20 protein-coding genes are annotated in these 21131 nt (G+C 51.0%); 6 read left to right on the top strand and 14 right to left on the bottom strand.

Annotated features, from left to right (window positions below):
• Nucleotides 1-6: 6 nt before the first annotated feature.
• From WN56_RS14300 to WN56_RS14290, 3 genes are all read right to left on the bottom strand, one after another.
• Nucleotides 7-1425, bottom strand: coding sequence for a bifunctional enoyl-CoA hydratase/phosphate acetyltransferase (locus WN56_RS14300; protein WP_046075639.1), 1419 nt, complete (start codon nt 1423-1425; stop codon nt 7-9).
• A 56-nt stretch (nt 1426-1481) separates the two neighbouring features.
• Nucleotides 1482-2255 carry an enoyl-ACP reductase FabI gene (gene fabI, locus WN56_RS14295; protein WP_046075638.1) on the bottom strand — a complete coding sequence of 258 codons (774 nt, stop codon included), beginning with the start codon at nt 2253-2255 and terminating at the stop codon, nt 1482-1484.
• A gap of 316 nt (nt 2256-2571) precedes the next feature.
• Nucleotides 2572-3159: a nucleoside triphosphate pyrophosphohydrolase family protein gene (locus tag WN56_RS14290; RefSeq protein ID WP_046075637.1), complete on the bottom strand. Its 588-nt coding sequence runs from the start codon at nt 3157-3159 to the stop codon at nt 2572-2574.
• A 222-nt stretch (nt 3160-3381) separates the two neighbouring features.
• On the opposite strand from WN56_RS14290, the gene WN56_RS14285 reads away from it, so the two are divergent.
• The gene (locus tag WN56_RS14285) at nt 3382-3891 is read left to right on the top strand and encodes an outer membrane beta-barrel protein (RefSeq protein ID WP_046075636.1); all 510 of its coding nucleotides are present in this window, start codon (nt 3382-3384) and stop codon (nt 3889-3891) included.
• On the opposite strand, the gene WN56_RS14280 is transcribed toward WN56_RS14285, so the two are convergent.
• The 6 genes from WN56_RS14280 to WN56_RS14255 all read right to left on the bottom strand — a co-directional run bounded on the left by WN56_RS14280 (nt 3859) and on the right by WN56_RS14255 (nt 9377).
• A complete protein-coding gene (locus tag WN56_RS14280) occupies nt 3859-4641 on the bottom strand; it encodes an NRDE family protein (RefSeq protein WP_046075635.1) in 783 nt (260 codons plus the stop codon). The two genes, WN56_RS14285 and WN56_RS14280, sit on opposite strands and share 33 nt — an antisense overlap.
• On the bottom strand, nt 4629-5177 hold the full coding sequence (locus WN56_RS14275; RefSeq protein WP_046075634.1) for a hypothetical protein: 549 nt from the start codon (nt 5175-5177) through the stop codon (nt 4629-4631). The genes WN56_RS14280 and WN56_RS14275 overlap by 13 nt, the downstream gene beginning before the upstream one ends.
• Before the next feature lie 69 nt (nt 5178-5246).
• Nucleotides 5247-6359 (bottom strand): hypothetical protein, encoded by a 1113-nt coding sequence (locus WN56_RS14270; protein WP_046075633.1) that lies wholly within the window; start codon nt 6357-6359, stop codon nt 5247-5249.
• Nucleotides 6356-6943 carry a DedA family protein gene (locus WN56_RS14265; protein WP_052708114.1) on the bottom strand — a complete coding sequence of 196 codons (588 nt, stop codon included), beginning with the start codon at nt 6941-6943 and terminating at the stop codon, nt 6356-6358. Before WN56_RS14265 ends, WN56_RS14270 begins: the two co-directional genes overlap by 4 nt.
• 72 nt (nt 6944-7015) lie before the next feature.
• Nucleotides 7016-7762: an SDR family oxidoreductase gene (locus WN56_RS14260; protein ID WP_046075632.1), complete on the bottom strand. Its 747-nt coding sequence runs from the start codon at nt 7760-7762 to the stop codon at nt 7016-7018.
• Between the two features lie 16 nt (nt 7763-7778).
• Nucleotides 7779-9377, bottom strand: a complete 1599-nt coding sequence (locus WN56_RS14255) for a methyl-accepting chemotaxis protein (RefSeq protein ID WP_052708113.1) — start codon at nt 9375-9377, stop codon at nt 7779-7781.
• 317 nt (nt 9378-9694) lie between these two features.
• On the opposite strand from WN56_RS14255, the gene WN56_RS14250 reads away from it, so the two are divergent.
• Both WN56_RS14250 and yddG read left to right on the top strand, forming a co-directional pair.
• Nucleotides 9695-13441, top strand: a complete 3747-nt coding sequence (locus tag WN56_RS14250) for an EAL domain-containing protein (protein WP_046075631.1) — start codon at nt 9695-9697, stop codon at nt 13439-13441.
• A gap of 118 nt (nt 13442-13559) precedes the next feature.
• Nucleotides 13560-14477, top strand: a complete 918-nt coding sequence (yddG, locus tag WN56_RS14245) for an aromatic amino acid DMT transporter YddG (RefSeq protein ID WP_046075630.1) — start codon at nt 13560-13562, stop codon at nt 14475-14477.
• Nucleotides 14478-14518: 41 nt separating this feature from the next.
• Here yddG and WN56_RS14240 read toward each other — a convergent pair whose 3' ends face one another.
• The 5 genes from WN56_RS14240 to WN56_RS14220 all read right to left on the bottom strand — a co-directional run bounded on the left by WN56_RS14240 (nt 14519) and on the right by WN56_RS14220 (nt 18538).
• Nucleotides 14519-15310 (bottom strand): ABC transporter ATP-binding protein, encoded by a 792-nt coding sequence (locus tag WN56_RS14240; RefSeq protein ID WP_046075629.1) that lies wholly within the window; start codon nt 15308-15310, stop codon nt 14519-14521.
• 4 nt (nt 15311-15314) lie between these two features.
• Nucleotides 15315-16262 carry an iron chelate uptake ABC transporter family permease subunit gene (locus WN56_RS14235; RefSeq protein WP_046075628.1) on the bottom strand — a complete coding sequence of 316 codons (948 nt, stop codon included), beginning with the start codon at nt 16260-16262 and terminating at the stop codon, nt 15315-15317.
• Nucleotides 16255-17202, bottom strand: coding sequence for an ABC transporter permease (locus tag WN56_RS14230; protein WP_046075627.1), 948 nt, complete (start codon nt 17200-17202; stop codon nt 16255-16257). Before WN56_RS14230 ends, WN56_RS14235 begins: the two co-directional genes overlap by 8 nt.
• Before the next feature lie 75 nt (nt 17203-17277).
• Nucleotides 17278-18192, bottom strand: coding sequence for a siderophore ABC transporter substrate-binding protein (locus tag WN56_RS14225; RefSeq protein ID WP_046075626.1), 915 nt, complete (start codon nt 18190-18192; stop codon nt 17278-17280).
• 55 nt (nt 18193-18247) lie between these two features.
• On the bottom strand, nt 18248-18538 hold the full coding sequence (locus tag WN56_RS14220; RefSeq protein WP_046075625.1) for a hypothetical protein: 291 nt from the start codon (nt 18536-18538) through the stop codon (nt 18248-18250).
• A 176-nt stretch (nt 18539-18714) separates the two neighbouring features.
• Between WN56_RS14220 and WN56_RS14215 the strand changes: the two genes are divergently transcribed.
• Genes WN56_RS14215 through WN56_RS14205 form a run of 3 tightly spaced genes read left to right on the top strand, consistent with a single transcriptional unit; the run spans nt 18715 to nt 21103 of the window.
• Nucleotides 18715-18885 carry a XapX domain-containing protein gene (locus WN56_RS14215; protein WP_021023774.1) on the top strand — a complete coding sequence of 57 codons (171 nt, stop codon included), beginning with the start codon at nt 18715-18717 and terminating at the stop codon, nt 18883-18885.
• Nucleotides 18886-18907: 22 nt separating this feature from the next.
• Complete coding sequence (gene deoD / locus WN56_RS14210) at nt 18908-19618, top strand: purine-nucleoside phosphorylase (RefSeq protein ID WP_046075624.1); 711 nt, start codon at nt 18908-18910, stop codon at nt 19616-19618.
• 18 nt (nt 19619-19636) lie between these two features.
• Complete coding sequence (locus WN56_RS14205) at nt 19637-21103, top strand: lactate dehydrogenase (RefSeq protein WP_046075623.1); 1467 nt, start codon at nt 19637-19639, stop codon at nt 21101-21103.
• The last annotated feature ends 28 nt before the right edge of the window (nt 21104-21131 follow it).

Here is a 21131-nt window from a genome sequence, read left to right as displayed (position 1 = left end):
TGTCGCCTACTTATACTTATCCAGTGCTTTACGTTGATGCTCCGCAAGCAACAACGCCAGCGCACTCGATGCAATGCGGGTCAATGCATCATCGGCACGGCTGGTCAGCATAATGGGCACACGCGCCCCCACCACCACACCCGCGCCGGTGGCATCTGCGAGGTAGCTCAGCTGTTTCATCAGCATATTGGCAGCCTCAAGATCAGGGGCCACCAGGATATCCGCACACCCTGCAACCGGGGAGTTAATCCCTTTGGTCACGCGAGAGTCTTCGGAGACGGCACTGTCAAACGCCAGCGGTCCATCTAAGATACCGCCCGTTATTTGACCACGCTCCGCCATTTTACACAGTGCCGCGGCATCAAGGGTCGCATTCAATTTAGGGTTAATGGTTTCCACGGCCGACAAAATCGCCACCCGTGGATGACTGTTGCCAATCGCATGAGCCAGTTCGATGGCATTTTGAATAATATCGCGCTTTTGAGCCAACCCTGGATAGATATTAATGGCGGCATCAGTAATAAATAGCGGGCGCGGATAGGTCGGCACATCAAAGGCCATCACATGACTGAGGCAACGCTCAGTTCTCAACCCTCCTTCCCGTTTAACCACTTCATGTAGCAATTCGTCGGTATGCAGTGCGCCTTTCATCAGCGCCTCTATCTCCCCCGCACGTGCCATAGCCACCGCTTTTTCCGCCGCCGCGTGACTATGGGGTACATCAACAATGTCAAAGTCGCGGATATCCAGTTCAGCTTTATCCGCCGCCGCCATTATTTTGTCACGAGGCCCGACGAGGGTAGGAATAATGAGCTGTTGCTTCGCCGACTCCACCGCGCCGCGGATCGAGCTGTCGTCAACGGGGTGCACCACCGCGGTATGCATGGGATCAGGGTGATCGGCCGCGGTTAAAATCGCATGCAACTGCCCGCGCTCAGATAAGCGCACTTCTGGTAATACCGTGCGTTGACGTCGAACTTTTTTAGTGGGCGCCAGTACGCGTGCTTCCCCTTCAATCACAGTATCACCGCGTTGGTTTTCACACCGGCAAGCAAACACAATGTGGTGACGCTTTTCGTCCATTTTATCGACACGAACAGCGACGCGCAGCACATCGCCTAGCATGACGGGGGCTTTGAACGCGAGTGTTTGTCCGAGGTAGACAGTGCCAGGACCGGGCAGCTTTGTCCCCAATACGGTAGAAATCAATGCTCCGCCCCACATACCGTGCGCAATCACTTCCTGAAAGCGACTGCTTTTGGCAAAGTCATCATCCACATGGGCAGGATTGACATCCCCCGACATAATCGCAAAAAGCTTAATGTCCTCCATGGTGAGGCGCTTTTCTAAAAACGCTTCATCGCCTAATGAAATCTCATCGTACGTCTTATTCTCGATGACTTCCTCGTTATTCGTCCCTGACATGGTGGGCTCCTCAATAATCGATCAAGTCAAAAAAGTATGTGTTAGCCTCGTTGCGCTTAAAACCTAAGGTGATGACCGGCATCAACGTAGTGGGTGAGTCCCGTCAACACTTGGCCAGCATCGGCGCTAAGGTAAACCACGGCATGACCAACATCTTGCACTGTGGCCAAACGTCGAAGGGGCGAGCGCGTTTCTCCATCCACGGCCAAGGCTTCAAATTCTTTTAACCCCGACGCAGCACGCGTTCTGATCGGGCCGGGGGAAATAGCATGCACCCGGATCCCTTTTGGTCCTAATTCTGCTGCCAAGTAACGGGTGGTCGACTCAAGCGCCGCTTTAACAGGCCCCATTAAATTATAATTATCGACGGCTTTCTCCGCCCCATAGTAGGACATGTTAAACAGCGTGCCGCCATCAGACATCAGTGGCTCTGCGCGTTTCGCCATGCGGATAAACGAGTGACAAGAGATATCCATCGCCAGCGAGAACCCCTCTCGTGAGCAATCGACCACACGACCGTGTAAATCTTCCAAAGGCGCGAAGGCAATGGAATGCACAACAAAATCGACCCGTCCCCATTTCTCCTTGGCGCGAGCGAATAGTGCGTCGAGTTGTTGATCGTCCTGTACATCACACAGCATGAGTTCTGGATCGCCCATGGACGCTTTGAGCGGGGTCACAAACCGCTCTGCCTTAGGTGTGCCATAGGTGACCAGCACATCGGCACCCGCTTGGCTTAGCGCTTGAGCACACCCAAACGCAATGCTGTTTTCATTGGCCAGCCCGGCGACAATACCGACTTTACCTGCAAGTGAAAAAGGATGTTCCACAATACTCTCCCTTAAATTGGATAGCGAAAGTGTTAATCGCTCAGAAGGCTGAGTGATTACACTAAAAAAGACATCATCCACTTTAGGGCAACCGCAAACCCTTAACGTAGACTTAAATCAGCGTTAAGTGCAAAAGTATAGAAGAAAAAAGGCCGAGTGACGTGCTAGATAAAAAGACAATTGTGACAATTTTTGATGACAGCCTCGCCTCGGGCCATCGCGATGAGAGTTTTCACTCTAACCGGTATTCCTTTTCACGAACCAAAAACGCCACCGCTGATCACGGTGGCGTTTTGGGCAGGCGAGAAGCGTGGGACTACGCCAGCTCGGCCATCACACACTTGGCAAGGTCAGCGGGGCGGTAGTAAACCGATTTCATCACCTTGCCTTCACGGATAAGCTTGCCGTCGACACTGACATCGGCGGCACATTTGGCGATGATCCCATCTTCTTTGGGACTGGCGACAACATCAATGCCTTTTTGCGCGTAAAACGCTTGGGTGTCGGCAAACTCTTGTTGATTGCGACAGACTTTACTCATATTGCTGCTATGCACCTCATCCCAACAGGTCACAAAATCAACACCTAGGCGCGAGGCGATTTGAAGCAAGATATCAACCATGTAGCTCACTTCGAGTTGTTCTCGATACCCACGCGCGCCCATTTGAACAGCACGCCCCATCAGCACGTAGACACTATCAACAATAGCGTCCACTTGCTCAACCAGCGAGTCGGCTTCCGCAAGCTCTGTCATTTCCTCGACCGCCAACGCCGTGTGCAGATCATCGGCTTTGTCATCGAGAGAGTCAGGATCATTGCAGGGCAAATCAAAGGTGGTGCGGAAGGCTTCAATATCACGGTAAAGGTGGTCGTAGATCGCTTGATCGAGAACAGCAAATTTCATTTGTAGGGCCCTTTGAGAAACAAACACGCATGCGTTCATGCTGACATACAAGGGGCATTACAATAGCACTGCTCACTCAGACTTAAAATCGATCATGATGATTCTTTGTCGCCAGACAGCGTTAAAGCACAAATATCACTCAAGCTTGGTGTACGCTCGCCGCTAACACCTTATACTGAATCTATGACGTCATTTGCACGCTCGGCCCAAAGGATAGTTACTATGACCAAACGTTTATCGCTCGCCACACTGTGTGCTGGTATGTTGTTGGCCACAACCGCACAAGCGCAAACCTCCCCGCTCAGTATTGGCGCAAGTGCCGGTATCACAGATGTCAGGTACGGCACACAAACAGAAACAGGCCACACTTGGGAAATTAACGGCACCTTACGTGTTACCGATTACACAAGCCTTTACAGCGGCTACGGCCAAACCAGTGCCGATTTCGACAATAGTAACGGTACAGAAACAACACTCACCTCAAGCTATATTCCGGTGGGAGTGCAGATCAATGTCCCCATGAGCATGGGCAATGTTTATTTGCGCGGTGGTGGTAATTATTATCAAACAAAGTTCGGTTCAGATAAAGATATTGGCTGGGGCGCAACAGGCACGGTGGGCTTTGAACTACAGCCTACCGTCGGCCCCAAAATGGCGTTTGAGTTCACTTATGCCGATAGAGGCACCGCGGAAACCAGCTCAGTAAACGTCGGAACCAGTATTGGCTTTTAGTGGCATAGTAGGATCAACCTCGAGGGGTAAGTGGGCCACTAATGGCCTGCTGACCCGACACGGGGCACCATCGTAGTAATACATACTTGCGGTATCCGCGTTCACGCAGATATGTGTCAAACTCACTGTACTGGCGTCTTCTCGGTGCATACACACAGATAAACTCCCCAATACTGGCTCGTGGCTTCGATGATAATCGAGTAGCGCATGGGCGGAAGAAGATGAATCACGCAATTTTGCGGCGAGGAGCGCTGAGCGCGTGCGACGTACGTCATCTGCTACCACCGCAGAGGAGACAACAGGTGGCACACAGTCGATACCTTGCAACGTGCGTCCATTCCACTGCCAAGCCACCGGTGAACACGCCGCGTGTTGGGTCTTATCGGTATTCATCGGGCTAAAGACCAACAAGGTAAAAGGCGCAAAATCCGTCATTTCATGCTCTGTCACCATGGCCGCCACCTGAGACAGATCGCTTGCCCTCGCCACGGATTTCACCAGCTGACCCCGACTGCGCTTGGGCACAACAGACGGTTGACCTTGATAATCATTTAACAAACAGACCAATAACCCATGTTCATTCGCCGCTATCCAAGTGCCCATCCCATCAGGATCAATCGGCATAAGTACGCGTGTTCCCGCTATTTGATAGACTTTCGGCGGTATTGCACGGCTTCTACCTCGTGCCTCATCACGGTTAAAACACAGTTCAAACCCTTGCTCTGAGGTCAACCATGTCAGCGTGCACATGGGTGCTGCTCTCGCTGATAACTTGCCGTCGCTGCAGCGATGCCGATCTCTTTATCCAACACTTCCCCCAGATCGTATGCGGCTGTGCGCATCATAGCAAAGTGGTGAGTGGCATGACTGGCCACGGCAATCAATTCACGCATTATGGTTGAGGGGGTGGTCACTGTGTTGGAGGCATATAAGGTGACTTGTGTCGACACTTGTATCGACTGCTTGAGTTGTTGACTAGACAGCGTATGTAACCAGCTGGCTATGGCCTGCCACTCAGCTTGGGCAAGAGATTTATCGGTTTCTACGCGATGGCCTCGCCGGCGTCCATCTGCATTCATCACGCCACTACCCTCTCCTTGGTGTAAGGCCCAATACATATCAAGCGCATGACGCATATGTTGGCCAATGGTGCTGGTAAATCCATCGGCCCGCATACGACCATAAGCCGCGCTCGTAACACTCGTCAGTAGCTGCTGTGCCTGATAAGCCACATCCAGGTTACCACTAATAATCGCATTATCTGCTTTGGTTAGACTCGAATGCATACCCTCACCTTAGTACATGTTGCGGCAATTTGGCGCCATCATCTTCATTCAAGCAGATGTCATGCCGCTTTAGTCCGTTTCTGGGTATTGCTTCATCCAGCGCCTTTCTTGGTACCATGCGCGGAGCAAAGCAAACACAGAGGGCGGTTTGTGTCCCTGCAATCGCAAGCGCGCACCAATATGGTACAAATGCCGATATTGATGCAAAAGTGCGCTGATGGCTTGGAAATAACTCCCCTCACTGTCCCAAATATGCGCCGGCTCACTACTCGCGCCGTTGATCTCAACAATACAAAGCGCCTCTCCTTTCTTTAACGACGCCATATCGCGAAACTTGATGTCAAAGCGACCGAAGTAAAAACCATCAATGTCTTTCGCGATTGTATCCATTTTTGCCGTCAACGCTGGCGTCACCCAAGCCGCCCCATCTTTAAAGATGGCACCGCGGCAGTGGCTACCCGAGAAGGCTAACGGAATACGTACGCCCGCTGGTATTACGTCATCAAGCTGGTGGTGGTGGCGCTGATGATAAAGGTGTCCGCGCACAGAGGCGGCATCATGGTGCTGGATAAGCGCGGCTAAGGTATGCTTGCCATCACCGATCACGGCGGGCAAATATTTCAACCCGAGGGAGAATATATGCCCACTTTCCTCGCCGGGATAGCGAATATAGAAAACCCCCGCTTCCGCGTCGTAAGGTGCCAATGCTTGGAAAATAATGTCTCTGTCGGGAGGAAATGTGCTGATATAAGCAAAGAGCTTTTTTTCCGTATCGATGCGCTGAACGCCAGCCCCTCGACAGCCTTTGTCCGGCTTAGCCACCAACGGCATAGCGATACCTGCCTTCGCTAGTTCGGCAAGTAGCGTTTTTTTAATGCTGGGGGTGATTGCATTGGGCCGCGTCCATCGCCAATAGGCAGCGATGTATCGTTGCGCCGTGTCGCCCGCTTGGGCAAACACCTCTGATTTCGCCTCACCGACCATCCCTGAGAGACGGATCCCCGGGTTAGCAATCAACGGCAACGTCAAACTGCGATAGTAGAGGCCAAGCCCGATTGATTGAACCACGACGGGCGTGTAGAAACACCAAGCAGGCAGAAACTCAAACCAGCCCAACGACCGTGACACAGGGTAGTGGGGCATGCCAGCTTGGCCGACAAGCGTCACCGAAGGCTTTGTCATAGCGATCCTTTTGGTGGCGTTGGCAACGCGCGGCGACGGAGAAAACGATTAATCAGCACCAGCAAGACAATCGAGAGCGCAAACGCCCAACCTGTCAGTTGTTTCTCTGCCAGCCAATCGTTGTGCTCAATCGTGAATGTGCCCCAAAAAATCAATCCTGTCCAGCAGGCGGTGGCAATACCAACGGATAATAAAAAGGTGCTGAGCGGGATCGCGAGAAAACCGCTGAGGCTATAAGTAATTGTTCTTAAACCGGGGATAAAGCGGATAAGGAAAAGATTAAAAAAAGCGTGACGCCGTAAAAGGTGGCGTGCGTCTCGCACTCCTTTCATCAACAATAAACGGGCACGTAAACCGCGATAACGCCGCGCATAACGACCCAGTAAAAAAAGGGCAATATCACCACTTGCGATGCCCAGGAAAATCGCCAACAAGGCCGTGTGCCACGCTAAGACCGACTCAACCGCTACAAAAGCGGCTAGCGCAATCGCACCGTCCTCAAAAACATACGAGGCAAATATAATGACAAAAAATAAGCCCAGTGACGGTAAGGTCGCCAAACTGGGTATCATGCTCTCAACCATTGGCTTTCTCCTCCTTATTAATCATAGACAGGAGAAAGCCCAAGTTACTTACAAATTGATGAAAAAATAAAGCTACATGCCGCCCGCCACATCAAATAAGCTTCCTGTCGAGTACGAGGCATTATCAGATAATAGCCAAGCAATCATTTCTGCCACTTCTAGGGTAGAGCCACCGCGACCCAGTGGAATGTTATCCGCGACACGGGCGACGCGATCCGGCTCACCGCCTGCGGCATGCATATCCGTATCGATGGGTCCGGGCCGCACTGCATTCACACGAATGCCTTCACGCCCCACTTCTTTTGCCAACCCCATGGTAAGCGTATCAAGCGCTGCTTTGGTGGCTGCGTAGTCAACATATTCGTTGGGCGACCCGGTTTTTACTGCTGCGGAAGATACGTTGACAATCGCGCCACCGTTCCCGCCGCGGGACTGCGCCATGCGGTGTACCGCTTCGCGGCAGCACAAAAAGGCACTAGTGACATTCGCTTGGAACATCGCGTTAATCCGATCGGCATCCATACTGCTCACCGTCGACTGTGGCAACATGATCCCCGCGTTGTTCACCAGTGCAGTGATATTTCCCAGACGGTTGTCTGCTTCGCTGAATAAGCGTTTAACGCCCTCTTCGCTCGACACATCCGCCTGAACCGCAATCGCATTGACACCAATCGCTTGAAGCTCATCAACAAGCGCAAAAGCAGATTCACTGTTGCTAAGATAATTGATGCAAATGGCATAGCCACGCTGTGCCAATAGTTTTGCCGTCTCACGGCCAATGCCGCCACTTGCCCCGGTTACAATCGCAACTGGATTCATTGCTACTCCTTTTCGCTTAATCCGCCGATACCGGTGGATAATACCCCATTCTCACTGCGCCCCAATGTTGACCTGCAACAAAAAGAGGAACAGAAAGATCATGCATTACCTCACCGGTATCGCGCTTGTAGGTCTGCAACAACATGGTATCAGTATGTTGACCGCAACGCCTACCTGTTCGGTCATCAAATAAGCGTTTAGTCCGGTTTCCGGTGATATCTTGCGCATAATCACCGGTGAGAGGCTGGCAAAAGCGCTGATTATGCGTGGGGACGTAGCCATGGTTGTCATTGGCTATCACATAAACAATGTTCTCATCTGTCTCAAGAATGGGCTCTTGAATAGGCGGTAAGATCCGATCACACAAGCTATCAAATCGGGTGGTATATTTTTTAGGATCGGTGTTCGCGATCGGCTGGTAGTGGCGATCAAACAAATCACTTTTACTGATCTCACCCTGCTCAATGGCGTGTGCAAACGCCGCCTCTATACGATCACGACATAAGCTGGCTGCTTTAAAAAAGCGTTGATGTGGGCTCGCCTCAGACAGCTCAGCGAAAACGGCATTGGTTTTTTCGGTGGTCTCCATCAAGCCTTCCGCTTCTTGGCTCAGCGCAATGACCTGGTTATCACTGTCTTCTAGTCCAGTCCGCACTTGGGTCAATGCTGAAGCAATTTGCTCGAGGCTTGCACTGTTTTGTGACGATCCATCCGCCATTTGTCTCACGGCCGCTTCAACCTGATCGGCTCTGGACGAGAGGTCGGTTAAAATCTCTCCCACCCTCTCAACATTCCACGTCCCCGCCTCGACATCCGATGACAGCGTTTGAATATGGGTCATCACATTACTCGACTCTGTCATGATTTGTTTTATGATCGCCGCAACTTCACTGGTGCTTTGTGACGTACGCTGCGCAAGCTGACGCACTTCGTCGGCCACCACCGCAAAGCCACGCCCTTGCTCTCCCGCTCGTGCCGCTTCAATGGCGGCATTCAACGCCAATAGGTTTGTTTGCTCTGCAATCGCATCAATGACCTGTGCGACATCACTCACTTTATTGACGTTAGCGTCTAGCGCTTCAATACGTGCCACTGTTTCAGCCGTTTTTTGGTTAATATCACGCATTTCCGCGATTGAGGCGGTGAGCTTATCGGCCCCCTCCAAGCTCAGATCTCGCATGCGCGTTACTTGCTCAACAGACGCCGCTTGCGCTTGGCAGGTGTCAGACAAAGTCTGTTCAATATGCTGCGCGGTCTCGGTGACCTCGACCACAGAAGAAAACTGTTCGGTTAATCGCGTTTTTAATATATCCGAGCGATGCGAGACTTCCGCCGCATTCATGGCATTCATGGTAGCGCGCGTTGCCAGCCGTCCGACCGTTTTCATCGGCAGCGTTTGCGTTTCTTCCTCGGTATCTTGCCCCGGTACCACCTTGGGTGCCGACGAGTACACCTTCATCGCCAACACGGTCACGAGCGCTTGGCAGGCGAGGAGTCCCGCTACCGTATAAAACTGCTCAGAAAAAAAGCGCCAACTCACTAACACTAAAAGTGTCAACGTGGTGCCTATTACAACCCAAAACCATGATTGTTTGTTCGCTGCGTTCCCTGTCATCGAGCCACCTTTGTTCCTCACTGAACCGATTTTATCCAATGTCATGGCATGCGGTCGTATCACGACACACAGGACTGCCACGTTTTGATTACTAATGCCATGCTTCACACTCAATAGCGGTGAAAGTGATCAAATTTCGACTAAAGCATTAGATCTGAGGCGCTAGTAACCAAACGATTAATAGGACGCAAGTGCCTCTCAATACGGCGGTCAACAAGTCAGTACCGACAAAGGTAGCGGAAAGGCAATAAAGGTCGTTAACTCTAAGACAAAATGCGCTAAGCTACAGCTAGGTCATTGTAATTAATGAGAGAGCCATGCCCCGCCATCAACGAGTGCGCCAGGCGATTCACGCCTTTTTGGTATTGATGACAATTAGTTTCTCGCTGGTGTGCTTTTCGTTGGCCGTCATTCCCGAGAGTGAAGAATTTGCCGTCATTTGGTATGCCTCCGCCGTGGGCGCTTTCTCACTGGCCAACCTTCCTCACCGCGCACGTGCCCTGGCCACCCTCGGTTTTTTTATCGGCGTATTTGCAGCAGACAGTGTCATGGGGCTCCCATCCCTACTGAGCCTTAAGCTGGCGGCCATCAATACATTAACCGCCTTCACGGGCTGTACGTTATACCTTATGATGCGCCGGCGTTATGGCAACCCTTTGCACGGTGTGTGGCCATTTATCCGCGGACTGATGCCAACAGCCGTTATGAGCCCGCTTGTCGGTGCCCTCCTCGGGGGCTATGTTTTATCCGCCTTCAATGAACACGGGTTTAACTACTATGTAGTACGCTGGTTTTTTAGTGAATTTATCGGATTCGTTGCGCTATTTCCGCTATGCTTAGCGCTCAAAGAGCGGCTATACACAGATACTCTCGACAAGCTCTATCGACCGGCTCCCTCTCCATCGACAATGATCAGCGGCAGTCTCGCGCTGTTTGTCCTGATTAGTTTGCTTTTTTATGCTTTCCCCTATCCGTTCATCGCGCTGACAGGCTTGTTTTTCATTGCTGCCACACTGCAAAGCAGAATAATAGGCCTTGCCACTATCGCCTTGTCAGTGGTCAGTTTTGACCTCCTTTCTGCGATCGGTGTCTTTGCTTTCCATATCGACAGTGAACACCAAGTCTCCTTGTCGCGCTTAGTCACCGCGGCCGCGACCTTGGTGATAGGCGTCGGGATGACACAGCTGGCGTATAGCTATCGACGCCATCAACGGCATCACATTGAGCAGCACTCGCTGCTCACGCAAGCCATGCACAACTCATTGATTGGGATGGCAATACTGGATCCGCGAGGTATTGTCCAAGAAGCAAACGCCAGTTTGGCGCAGTTTTTTGGCTGTGAGCGCCGCGTGCTTATCGGTTCGCATGTCTCTTTGTTCACGCGAGCACAAGACCAATCTTCGCTGAGGGAATATTTTAGCGATCTGATCATGGGTCATTCTGATAATAAGCGATTGGAAAAGCGCTTTGTACGCGCCGATGGCGAGACAGTATGGGGACGGCTCTCGCTCACCGCTGTCCGGGATAAGCACGCTGGTCATGTGACTCACTTGATCAGCCAAATCGAGGATATCAACGCACTCAAAGCGGCACAACGTGAACAAAAACGCTGGCTTGAACGTTGGCGTTTTGCCCTCGATATCAACAAACTTGCCGTCTTTGAACTCAATATTCATACGGGGGCGTTGCTGTTTTCTGGGTGGTCCGCGCCTTTGCTCGGCATCAATGCCAAACAGATACGCACCTACCAAGACTGGGTCAGTCGCATACATCCAGACGATCGCGCCGCATGGGAACAATCTATGCGCCTGCTCGTCGACAAACACACCGATCGGATGGTAGAGGTATTCCGGTTTAATAATGACGCGAACGCCTATCGCTATCTACGCCAATCATCGGCGCGGCAAACGGGGGAAGAAACAGAAACCGTCTTGAGTACCGTGATTGACATCACTGAGCAGTATCTAACTAACCGGCAAACAGACACCTTACGCCGCCGCCTAGAAGCCGCGACAAAAGCGGCCAATATTGGTATTTGGGAGTATCACGTTAACGAAGACAAGCTAGAGTGGGACGCACAAATGTACCGCCTCTACGATGTCCCCGAGGCCGAAGGCAGTGAAAAACTCGCCACCTGGCAGCAACGTCTTCATCCAGATGATGCAGAGACGATCAACCAAACACTCCAGGACGCGCTTACGCATCATCAACGACTCGATACCCAGTTTCGGATCATTGATAGTCAAGGGCGTATTCGCTACATCCGTGCTCTCGCCAGCTTACAAATAGACGATAATGGCAACACGGTACGGATGATCGGCGCCAATTGGGACAATACCGAAATCAACGAGCTTAACCACGCACTGGCCCAAGAGCGTGAACAGCTGGATGTGGTGATGAACTCCATCAACGATGCGGTGATCACCATCGACGATCAGGGCAACTTGGCCTACCTCAACAACACCGCGCAGTGGCTTGTTGCCAATGATAGCGTGCTGCCACTCGGCCAACCTGTGGACGCGGTTTTCGAGCTTTACAACAACCAGCAACGGGTGTTGCTTTCCAGTTTTAGCAGTCAACAAACAGAGACCTTTTTTGAAACCCAAATACAAGACGCCTACCAACTGGTTATCGCGGGCGGCAAACGCCTGTATGTATCGGTGGCTATGTCTCCACTGACCAGTAACCAAAACGGTCAACACGGCTATGTGTTTGTGTTGCGAGACGTGTCGGATGAGCATGCGCTGATGGCACAGTTAGACTACAACGCCAATCATGATTCGCTCACACAGCTACCCAATCGTCGCGCCTTTGAAACCCTCATGGAAAATCACCTGTCCAGCGAGAACCAATCGCCCTCCGTGTTAGCGTTTATCGATTTAGACCTTTTCAAAATCATCAATGACTCGGTCGGCCATCACGCCGGTGACGAAGTCCTATGCCAAGTGTCACAAGCCTTAGCCGATAACATACGCAGTGATGATGTGGTGGCGCGTTTGGGCGGTGATGAGTTTGCGTTGCTGCTCACGCACTGCAATATGCGCGACGCGAAACATACGATCGCCGACTTAATCAAACAGCTTGAACACTTGTCTTTCTCCTATGGCGAGCGCATTTTTGCCATCAGTGCCAGTGTGGGTCTGGTGGATGTTAACGATGCGACATTAACCCTCTCGGATTTGATGAGCCGCGCCGATGTAGCGATGTATGAGGCCAAGTCGGCAGGACGCGGCCAGATAGTGGATTACAACGATATCTCAGGCACCGCGCAGGGACGCCACAGTGACATGCAAATGGTGGGGAAAATTACACGAGCACTGACTGAAAACCGCTTTGCGCTCTATGGCCAACAGGTGGCACCCGCACAGGGGCCTGTGGTTGAACACTGGTACGAACTATTAATACGCATGATAGATACCGACGGTAATATTATGAATCCGGGGGAATTTATTCCCGCTGCCGAGGCCTTTGGCTACATTCGCGATATCGATGGCTGGGTAGTGAACTATGTGCTCAATACGCGCGCCGCGGAGTTGGCAGAGTCAGGACTCAGGTTCAACATCAACCTCTCAGCAAACTCAATCAGTGACCCTAAATTTCAGGCACAACTCAAACAGCTATTAAGCGCTTCCGTCCTTCCTGCCGAGCGACTGTGTTTTGAGATCACTGAATCAGCACTCATTAGTCATTTAAACGCAGCCGTCTCTTTTATCGACGAACTACGCCACCATGGCGCGCATGTCGCGCTGGATGATTTTGGTGCCGGTCTCTGCTCGTTTCATTACTTAAAGCTGTTCAATGTGGATGTGGTTAAAGTTGATGGCCAATTTGTGGCTAACCTGACCGACCGAGAAAACAAAATCGATCGCGTCATACTGGAGTCCATTGTCAGCATTTGTGACACCATGGGTTACAAAACGGTCGCGGAATGGGTCTCCGACGAAGAAAAACTTGCCTGCGTACAAGAAATTGGCATTAACTACGTGCAAGGGTTTCTTATCGACTACCCAACACCGCTTGATACACTGCTTGCCACGCATACCCTCACACCGCCGAGTCACTGACGGTGCCCGACGACCACCGACTACTGTTTGACTCATTCACCTAATACGCAGTGGCGATGGTGGTTGCACACGTCCAATAAAAAAGGCAATTTAGAGGTTTTGCTTGGACGGCTACCTCATGAACCGATATACGCTGGCGGGATGCGGCGCCATCATGCTTTGGAGCAGCAATGTCGCCTTTATCCGTCATGTCACCGAACTGCTTGGGCCACTCGGTGGCGCAGCGGCGATTTATACGCTTGCCTCTCTTTGTTTGATTGTCGTCGTCGGCCTCCCCAAACTCAACACCTTCCCGCGCCAATATTTGCTGATTGGCGGCGTTTTATTTGTCGTGTATGAATTGTGCTTAGCGCTCTCATTGGCTTGGGCGAATACCCGCACCCAAGCGATCGAAATGGGGGTGATCAACTACCTCTGGCCGTGCTTAACTGTCTTGTTTTCGGTTATTTTGACCCGTCAGAAAGTAAGCCTGTGGCTCTATCCTGCGTTAGTCGTCGCCTTTATGGGCGTGGTGTGGACAGTAGGAGGCAAGCAAGGCGTATCTTGGTCTCACCTTGTGGCCAACATTCAGTCGAACCCGGTTAGCTATATATTGGCGTTTAGCGGTGCGATTATTTGGGCGATTTACTGCAACCTCACCAAGATGCGCGCGCAGGGTAAGAACGGGATCACCTGGTTTTTCTGTGCCACCGCGATCACTTTGTGGGTGGGCTATCTCGCCTCTGACGCACCCGCTATGCATCTTTCATGGCAAACCAGCGGCTATGTGCTGCTCGCTGGACTCGCCATGGGAGGCGGTTATGGGCTGTGGAATATAGGTATTCTCAAGGGCAATTTGATGGTCTTGGCCACCCTATCCTATTTCATCCCTATTTTATCGACCTTATTGTCGGCAGTACTACTTTCTACTTCGTTGACGCTCACCTTTTGGCAAGGTGTGGCCATGGTCACTTTAGGCTCACTGGCAAGTTGGTGGCTGACTCGGGCACCCGTTAAAAAAGCGGCGAACAAACGCAAAGAGGCCAAAGCACACTAAGACGACTAGCCGCTAATAGCGGCTAGTCATTCACAACACGCTTAAGTCTCTGCAGCGGCCATCGATGGCGTGGCGGAGCCATAATACAGACAAATGCGCTGCCCGTTTATCTCCTCGACTTCAAAATCAATCTCGTAAATCCGCTCCATGATGGGTTTAGTCACCACATTTTTCACTTGGCCACTGGCAACCACTTCACCCGCTTTCATCGCAATCATGTTATCGGCGTAGCACGCGCTAAAATTGATATCGTGCATCACCACCACCACCGCTTTGTTGTATCGGTGTGCCAACTCTCGTACCGTTTTCATAATAGCCACAGAGTGACGAATATCGAGGTTGTTGAGTGGCTCATCGAGGAAAACATAGTCGGTGTTTTGCGCCACCACCATGGCAATGAATGCCATTTGACGCTGACCACCACTGAGCTGATCAATAAAGCGCTCTTGCAACTCTGTCAGCCCGAGTTGTGCTAACGCGTCATCAATCACCGCGTTGTCTTGTTCGGTTAGCCGTCCTTTGGAATGCGGAAAGCGCCCAAATGCAACCAATTCACGCACCCGAAAACGCATATTGACGTTGTTCGCTTGACGCAACACGGCCAAGCGCTGCGCCAACGCCTGGTTACTCCACTCACTCAGTGGTTTATCACCAATCAACACCTCACCGGCATCACTGTCTGTCAGTCGGCTCGCCATCGATAGCAGCGTACTTTTCCCAGCCCCGTTGGGACCAATGATAGCGGTCACTTTACCGAGTGGAAACAGTGCGCTGGCTTGATTGACCACCTGTGTTTGGCCATAAGCTTTCGATAATCCAATTAATTCAATCATAATATTAAAACTTGTTTTTCGTCAGTAGATACAAAAAGTAACCGCCACCGACAAAGTTAATGATCACACTCACCGTGGTCTCAAACCCAAACCATTGTTCGACAACATACTGGCCACTTAACAGCAAAAAGGCGGCCAACACGCTGGTGGCTACAATTAAAAAACGATGCTGATAACTGACAAACATTTGTCGTGCGAGGCTCACCACAATCAAACCAAAAAAGAGCACCGGTCCAACCAGAGCAGTTGATAAGGCAATCATCACCGCAATCACCATCATCACTTTCAGTGTGAGTCGGCGCGTATCGATGCCAAGGCTGGTTGCGTTATCCTCACCCAACAAGCACACATCAAGCTGATTGCTAAATCGATATAGCACCAGCAAACAGGCGGCTAAGACCGGTACACTGACATAGACCAGCTCACGATTAGCATTGTTGAAGCTGGCGAACATCGCATCTTGCAGGATGGCGAACTCACTCGGATCGACCAACAAGGTAAAAAACTGACTGATACTGCCAAACACGCTACCTAACACAATACCAATTAACAGCAGCGTATAAATGTTGGCGCGATGTCGACGAAAGTAAAGCGTGAACAACACAGTCGCACTTACCGTCATTAACACCACACTGGCGGTAAAGTTCGCGTACGCATTGATCAGCAATACGCTACTTGAGCCAAATACCACCAATAAAACGGTTTGCAAGAGAACGTATAAACTATCAAAGCCCAGAATCGAAGGGGTCAGGATCCGATTGTTGGTGATGGTTTGAAACACCAGCGAAGAGGCAGAGATGGCCACGGCAGCCAGCGTGATTGCCAAAACCTTAGGGGTTCGTCGCGAAAGAAAATACGCGTAATTATCCGCCGTTAATCCATGCCCTAAAAAGTACCCCGCCACAAGCACCACACCCATTGCGACCAGGGAAAGCTTGATACCATCACGCATTCGCTTTGTCCCTCATCACTAGATAGATAAACACCGCACCGCCTAAGATAGAAATGATCATCGCAATCGGGACTTCATAAGGGAAGATAATGACACGGCCCAGAATGTCGCAGCTCAACACCAACACCACGCCCCAAAAGGCCGTCCAAGGCAAGTTGCGTTTAATGTTATCGCCCATAAAAAGCGAGACAACATTGGGCACAATTAAGCCAAGAAAGGGGATGACCCCAACAATCATCACCACCGCGGACGACAGCAATGCGACCACCATGACACCGAATAGCACTACCTTTTGATAATCAAGGCCAATGTTTTTGGCAAAGCTTTCGCCAATACTGGCGGCGCTGAATTGGCTGGCATACGCATAGGCGATACCACATACCGGAATAGCCACAAAGAGTACTTCATAATTTCCCGCGAGCACCGACGAAAAGTTGGCGACCGTCCACGCTTGCAAGGTTTGAATCAGATCGTACTTATAAGCTAAAAACTGGGTTAGCGAAGAAACGACATTGCCGTACATAATGCCAATCAAGGGAACCAGCACGGTATTTTTAAACTTCAGTCGTTGGAGAAAATGGACGAATAGCCAAGTGCCTGCCATCGCCATCCCCACAATAACGGACAAGTCCAGCCATTGGCTGGCGCCCCCAAACGCAACCAACGTCAGCACATAACCCAGCAGCGCACAATCAATGGTGCCGGTAGTGTCGGGCGCGGCAAAGCGGTTTTGACAGATCTGCTGCATGATGAGTCCAGCCACACTTAAACCCGCACCAGCCAAACAGATAGCCAGTAACCGAGGAATACGACTGGTGGTAAAAATTGTCCACGCTTCTGGATCGCCCGCCCACAAGCTCGCGAAGGACACGTGCGCCACACCAATGGATATCGACAGGATCGCCAGCACCACGAGGACAGGAATAGAAAGATACTTCACAGAATCACTACCGTTGAGGTCTATAACCACAAAGACCCAGGGCCAGCCTGGGTCTGTTTGTTTCTCGTATGATGATTAAAGCACGCGGTTTACATCATCGATCATCTTATCCATCGCCGTCATGCCAGCCATGGTAATGTACCACGCGGTTGGGTCGAGATAACTGATACGTTGCTGTTGGTGAGCATGCGTTTTGTTGACCAAAGGATTATCAAAACGCGCTTTTGCCTTGCCTTCACCTTCCCCAATCGCCTGCTCACGATCAAGGACTAATAAGACATCTGGGTTGGCGTCGGCAATATATTCGAACGAAATCAAATTACCGTGTGAGCCTGCCACTTCTACATCATCGCTTTTCGCAGGTTTCAAGCCTAGCTCATCAAACACCATACCAAATCGGCTATTCTCGCCGAACATCGCCACTTTACTGCCGTTGCTCATGACCATCAACGCGTTAAAGTTATCTGCCACCGCTTTATCATGGGTCTGCGCGATTTTGGTATTCATTTGTTCAATGATCGCGTCGACTTTTTCTTGCTTGTTAAACACCTCGCCTAGCATGCGCCAATTAGCTTGCACACTTTGCCAGTAATTCTCGTAGTCCGCTCGAAACATAATTGTCGGAGCGATTTCCTCTAACTCGCCCATGAGCGAGGCCATACGCGCTTCCGCAATGATCAAATCCGGCTTAGCGGTGAAAATGGCCTCATAATCAGGCTCTTTCACCGTCCCGACCGCGACATACTTATCGTCTTGATAGGTTTTGGCAAGATAATCCGGCATTAAAGACTTCACCACGCCAACAGGCTCAACACCGAGGCGATCCAGCACATCTAAACTGCCCTGCCCCAACACAACGACGCGTTGTGGTACGCCGTCGATTTCAACGGTGCCCATCGCATGGGTGATGGTTTTTGCGGCCGCCTGGCTGCTCAACAGCAAAGAAACAGTGAGAAAAATAAATGAAAAAAATGAACGAAAAGCTTGCATAGCCCTTTCCTCGCAAAAATCGGTGGGGGAATGCTAACGCAGTTGAATAAGCAAGTCACGAATAGAAGTGAGAACTATTCATATTTATAGTGTTATTGATTAAGCGCATGGCATGAGGCAATAGGTTTCGCTCGCAAAAGCCAGTCATCATGTCTTTCATCCGGCGATGCCAGTTACGCTTACCAAAACTGTTTTGATCTTGCGCAAAAAAACCGCAATTGAATCGGCTACCTGCTGTTGATTCGTCATCACCACGCATCTGAGAGGCGATAAAACCGCGCCATTTGACCAAAACGCAAGCGATTGCATCGACACTATCAACATATTTAGTAATCATTGTGGCCATTACGCGCTAATATGGGGATAGTTGTGATCAAGATCGCGCGTAAATGCGCATGGGTTACATACACTGGACTCATCTCATGCGGCACCACTTAAAAGACAATAAAGACAGCTATGACTGTCGCAATTTGGGTACCGATTTGAGCTGGACTGCACCTAACTAGATGTTTGAGGGTTATAATGAACGAAATTTTACTTGCGGTCGTCGCTGGCGCCATCGTTGGCTTTTTCTTCAGCGCGATCAAGTTACCACTGCCTGCTCCCCCGGTGATTTCTGGGATCATGGGCATTGTTGGTATCTACCTTGGCGGCATGGCTTACCAAGCTGTGATCGAACGCTTTTTCTCTTAACTAAAGATAATTGGAGCACACTATGGCTACCCCACATATCAATGCTGTAGACGGCGCATTTGCTGAAACTGTCCTCATGCCTGGTGATCCGCTGCGCGCGCAGTACATTGCCGAAAACTTTCTCGAGAACGCGGAGCGCGTCACCGACGTGCGTAACATGTTCGGCTACACCGGCACCTACAAAGGCAAAAAAGTGTCTGTCATGGGTCACGGCATGGGGATCCCATCTTGCTCAATCTATGTGCATGAGCTAATCAAAGATTACGGTGTTAAGAACGTGATCCGCGTCGGCAGCTGTGGTGCGGTTAAAGACGATGTCAAACTGATGGATGTCATCATCGCACAAGGCGCATCCACGGATGCGAAAGTAAACCGTACACGCTTTGCTGGCCATGACTTCGCGGCTATCTCTGACTATCACCTCCTGGAAACGGCCGTGGGCGAAGCACGTAAGCAGAATGTGTCTGTGCGTGTCGGTAACGTCTTCTCTGCCGATCTGTTCTACAGCCCAGAAGGTGATTTGTTCAACAAAATGGATAACTTAGGTATCCTCGCTGTAGATATGGAAGCGGCAGGCATCTACGGTGTTGCAGCTGAACTGGGTGCGCGTGCACTCACCATCCTAACCGTGTCTGACCATATCATCCGTGGCGAAGCACTAAGCTCTGACGAGCGTCAAAAATCATTTAACGAGATGATGACGGTCTCGCTAGAAACCGCGATCAACCTGTAAGTGTTGGTCGGAGGAAACGTGTCAAGCAGTAAGCTGCCTCTTGCAGCCGGTGAATTACAGCTAAACTTTTGTAAAACACTCACCTGCCCCAACTTTGGGTCGAAAGATGAGCAAGATTACTTGGTTCAACACACCAATCCTGCTCGCCCAACCTTGGTGTGTCGAGAGTGTGGCGCGTTTCCTCCACTGTTAAATAACCATGATGTTCAAGCTGAGCTGATTGCTCAGCGTCAACTTCATGCCGATGGTTTGTGTGCCTGTACCAACCCAGAATGTGAGCATTTAGGTAAACCCGTGCTCACGCATCGGCATTGTTATCATGCTTTCGGCTATAGTGGCGATCGTCAGCGTTATCGCTGCAAAAGCTGCCAAAGCACCTTTGTCGACCGCTGGTCTGGGGTCAACAAAAAAAGTGAGTTACAGCAAAAGCTGTTAGCGTTTCTTTTTACTGGCCACACAGTGCGTGACATCTGCCGAAGACTGTCACTGAACCCGAAAACCTTCTACGACCATCTTAACCAAATAGCCGCGCGCTGCCGACAAAAGCTTGCCGCTTACGACAGCCGGTTTTTAGCCGATACCTCAACGGGCCATCTGGCCAGTGTCCACACCGCCTTGCAACCCAAGAGCGACAATGGCGTGCAATGGCTGGCAACAGGAGAAGCGCACAGTGGCTACGTGCTGCAACAAGATGTGAATTATCATACGGATGACCATCACCACTTGCACACACATCATGACCCTTATCAGCCAGACTGTCGCTTTATGTCGACGCACAGTGCGGGTCAGCCGCAAGATACAGTAGCACGCCCAGAGGGGTTACTGGGTCGAGTGGATGCCAAATACCGCGACGTCTTTGCTCGCTCGAATGTCGAAGACCCCTATACGCAGCCGCTGCACTTTATTTATCCTAATCGCGGCACGCTGATCCGCCCTCAATACACTACGTATGCGCATTACCTCAACCTCAAGCCGTTAATCGAGCATTGGCAGCAAATTGTGGTTTTTTCGCCGCAAGAGCCCTTATTGCGCTCCGCTTGCCTCTCCGTTTTTGAGGCCGATATTCGAGATAAACGCGTCAGCCATGTATACGTCGAGCAGGATGCCGGTTGGCAGCCCGGATCAGAGCCAGAAAAAATTGATATCGTTTTGCTAAGCTGGTGGCGTGATCGTTGGGCCTTTACTCGCAGTGGCGACGGTGCTAAAGCAATCTGCGATCATGGCCAAAACAAAGGTCAAGAGGCCTATTGGTTAACCCATGCAAGCTGTGATGCGTTGAAAAAATATCAACAACACTTCCACCAGCAGTTTTCACTATTGGTCAATGAGCCGAGACGCCGGCTGCGCCCTGGTGGGCTATTGCCCCTGCTGGATATCTATCGCGCATGGCATAACTTATGTTGGCAAGACCGCGCGCATCTCACCCCAGCCCAACGGCTTGGCTTGACCGAACGCCCTTTGACACTGGCAGATCTGATGCTCTGATCCACCTCGCGCGCATTCACTTGACGTG

This window comes from Salinivibrio sp. KP-1 (genome assembly GCF_000968645.1).
Taxonomy (GTDB): Bacteria; Pseudomonadota; Gammaproteobacteria; order Enterobacterales; family Vibrionaceae; genus Salinivibrio; species Salinivibrio siamensis.
This window is presented reverse-complemented; position numbering and strand designations above follow the sequence as displayed.

Excerpts from the sequence above, each read along its gene's own strand:
- WN56_RS14275 (WP_046075634.1), bottom strand. The coding sequence starts at position 5,177 with ATGCATTCGAGTCTAACCAAAGCAGATAATGCGATTATTAGTGGTAAC.
- WN56_RS14250 (WP_046075631.1), top strand. The coding sequence starts at position 9,695 with ATGCCCCGCCATCAACGAGTGCGCCAGGCGATTCACGCCTTTTTGGTA.
- WN56_RS14235 (WP_046075628.1), bottom strand. The coding sequence starts at position 16,262 with ATGCGTGATGGTATCAAGCTTTCCCTGGTCGCAATGGGTGTGGTGCTT.
- WN56_RS14280 (WP_046075635.1), bottom strand. The coding sequence starts at position 4,641 with ATGTGCACGCTGACATGGTTGACCTCAGAGCAAGGGTTTGAACTGTGT.
- WN56_RS14225 (WP_046075626.1), bottom strand. The coding sequence starts at position 18,192 with ATGCAAGCTTTTCGTTCATTTTTTTCATTTATTTTTCTCACTGTTTCT.
- WN56_RS14285 (WP_046075636.1), top strand. The coding sequence starts at position 3,382 with ATGACCAAACGTTTATCGCTCGCCACACTGTGTGCTGGTATGTTGTTG.
- WN56_RS14290 (WP_046075637.1), bottom strand. The coding sequence starts at position 3,159 with ATGAAATTTGCTGTTCTCGATCAAGCGATCTACGACCACCTTTACCGT.
- WN56_RS14260 (WP_046075632.1), bottom strand. The coding sequence starts at position 7,762 with ATGAATCCAGTTGCGATTGTAACCGGGGCAAGTGGCGGCATTGGCCGT.
- deoD (WP_046075624.1), top strand. The coding sequence starts at position 18,908 with ATGGCTACCCCACATATCAATGCTGTAGACGGCGCATTTGCTGAAACT.
- WN56_RS14265 (WP_052708114.1), bottom strand. The coding sequence starts at position 6,943 with ATGGTTGAGAGCATGATACCCAGTTTGGCGACCTTACCGTCACTGGGC.
- WN56_RS14220 (WP_046075625.1), bottom strand. The coding sequence starts at position 18,538 with ATGGCCACAATGATTACTAAATATGTTGATAGTGTCGATGCAATCGCT.
- WN56_RS14270 (WP_046075633.1), bottom strand. The coding sequence starts at position 6,359 with ATGACAAAGCCTTCGGTGACGCTTGTCGGCCAAGCTGGCATGCCCCAC.
- WN56_RS14240 (WP_046075629.1), bottom strand. The coding sequence starts at position 15,310 with ATGATTGAATTAATTGGATTATCGAAAGCTTATGGCCAAACACAGGTG.
- WN56_RS14255 (WP_052708113.1), bottom strand. The coding sequence starts at position 9,377 with ATGACAGGGAACGCAGCGAACAAACAATCATGGTTTTGGGTTGTAATA.
- yddG (WP_046075630.1), top strand. The coding sequence starts at position 13,560 with ATGAACCGATATACGCTGGCGGGATGCGGCGCCATCATGCTTTGGAGC.
- WN56_RS14215 (WP_021023774.1), top strand. The coding sequence starts at position 18,715 with ATGAACGAAATTTTACTTGCGGTCGTCGCTGGCGCCATCGTTGGCTTT.
- WN56_RS14300 (WP_046075639.1), bottom strand. The coding sequence starts at position 1,425 with ATGTCAGGGACGAATAACGAGGAAGTCATCGAGAATAAGACGTACGAT.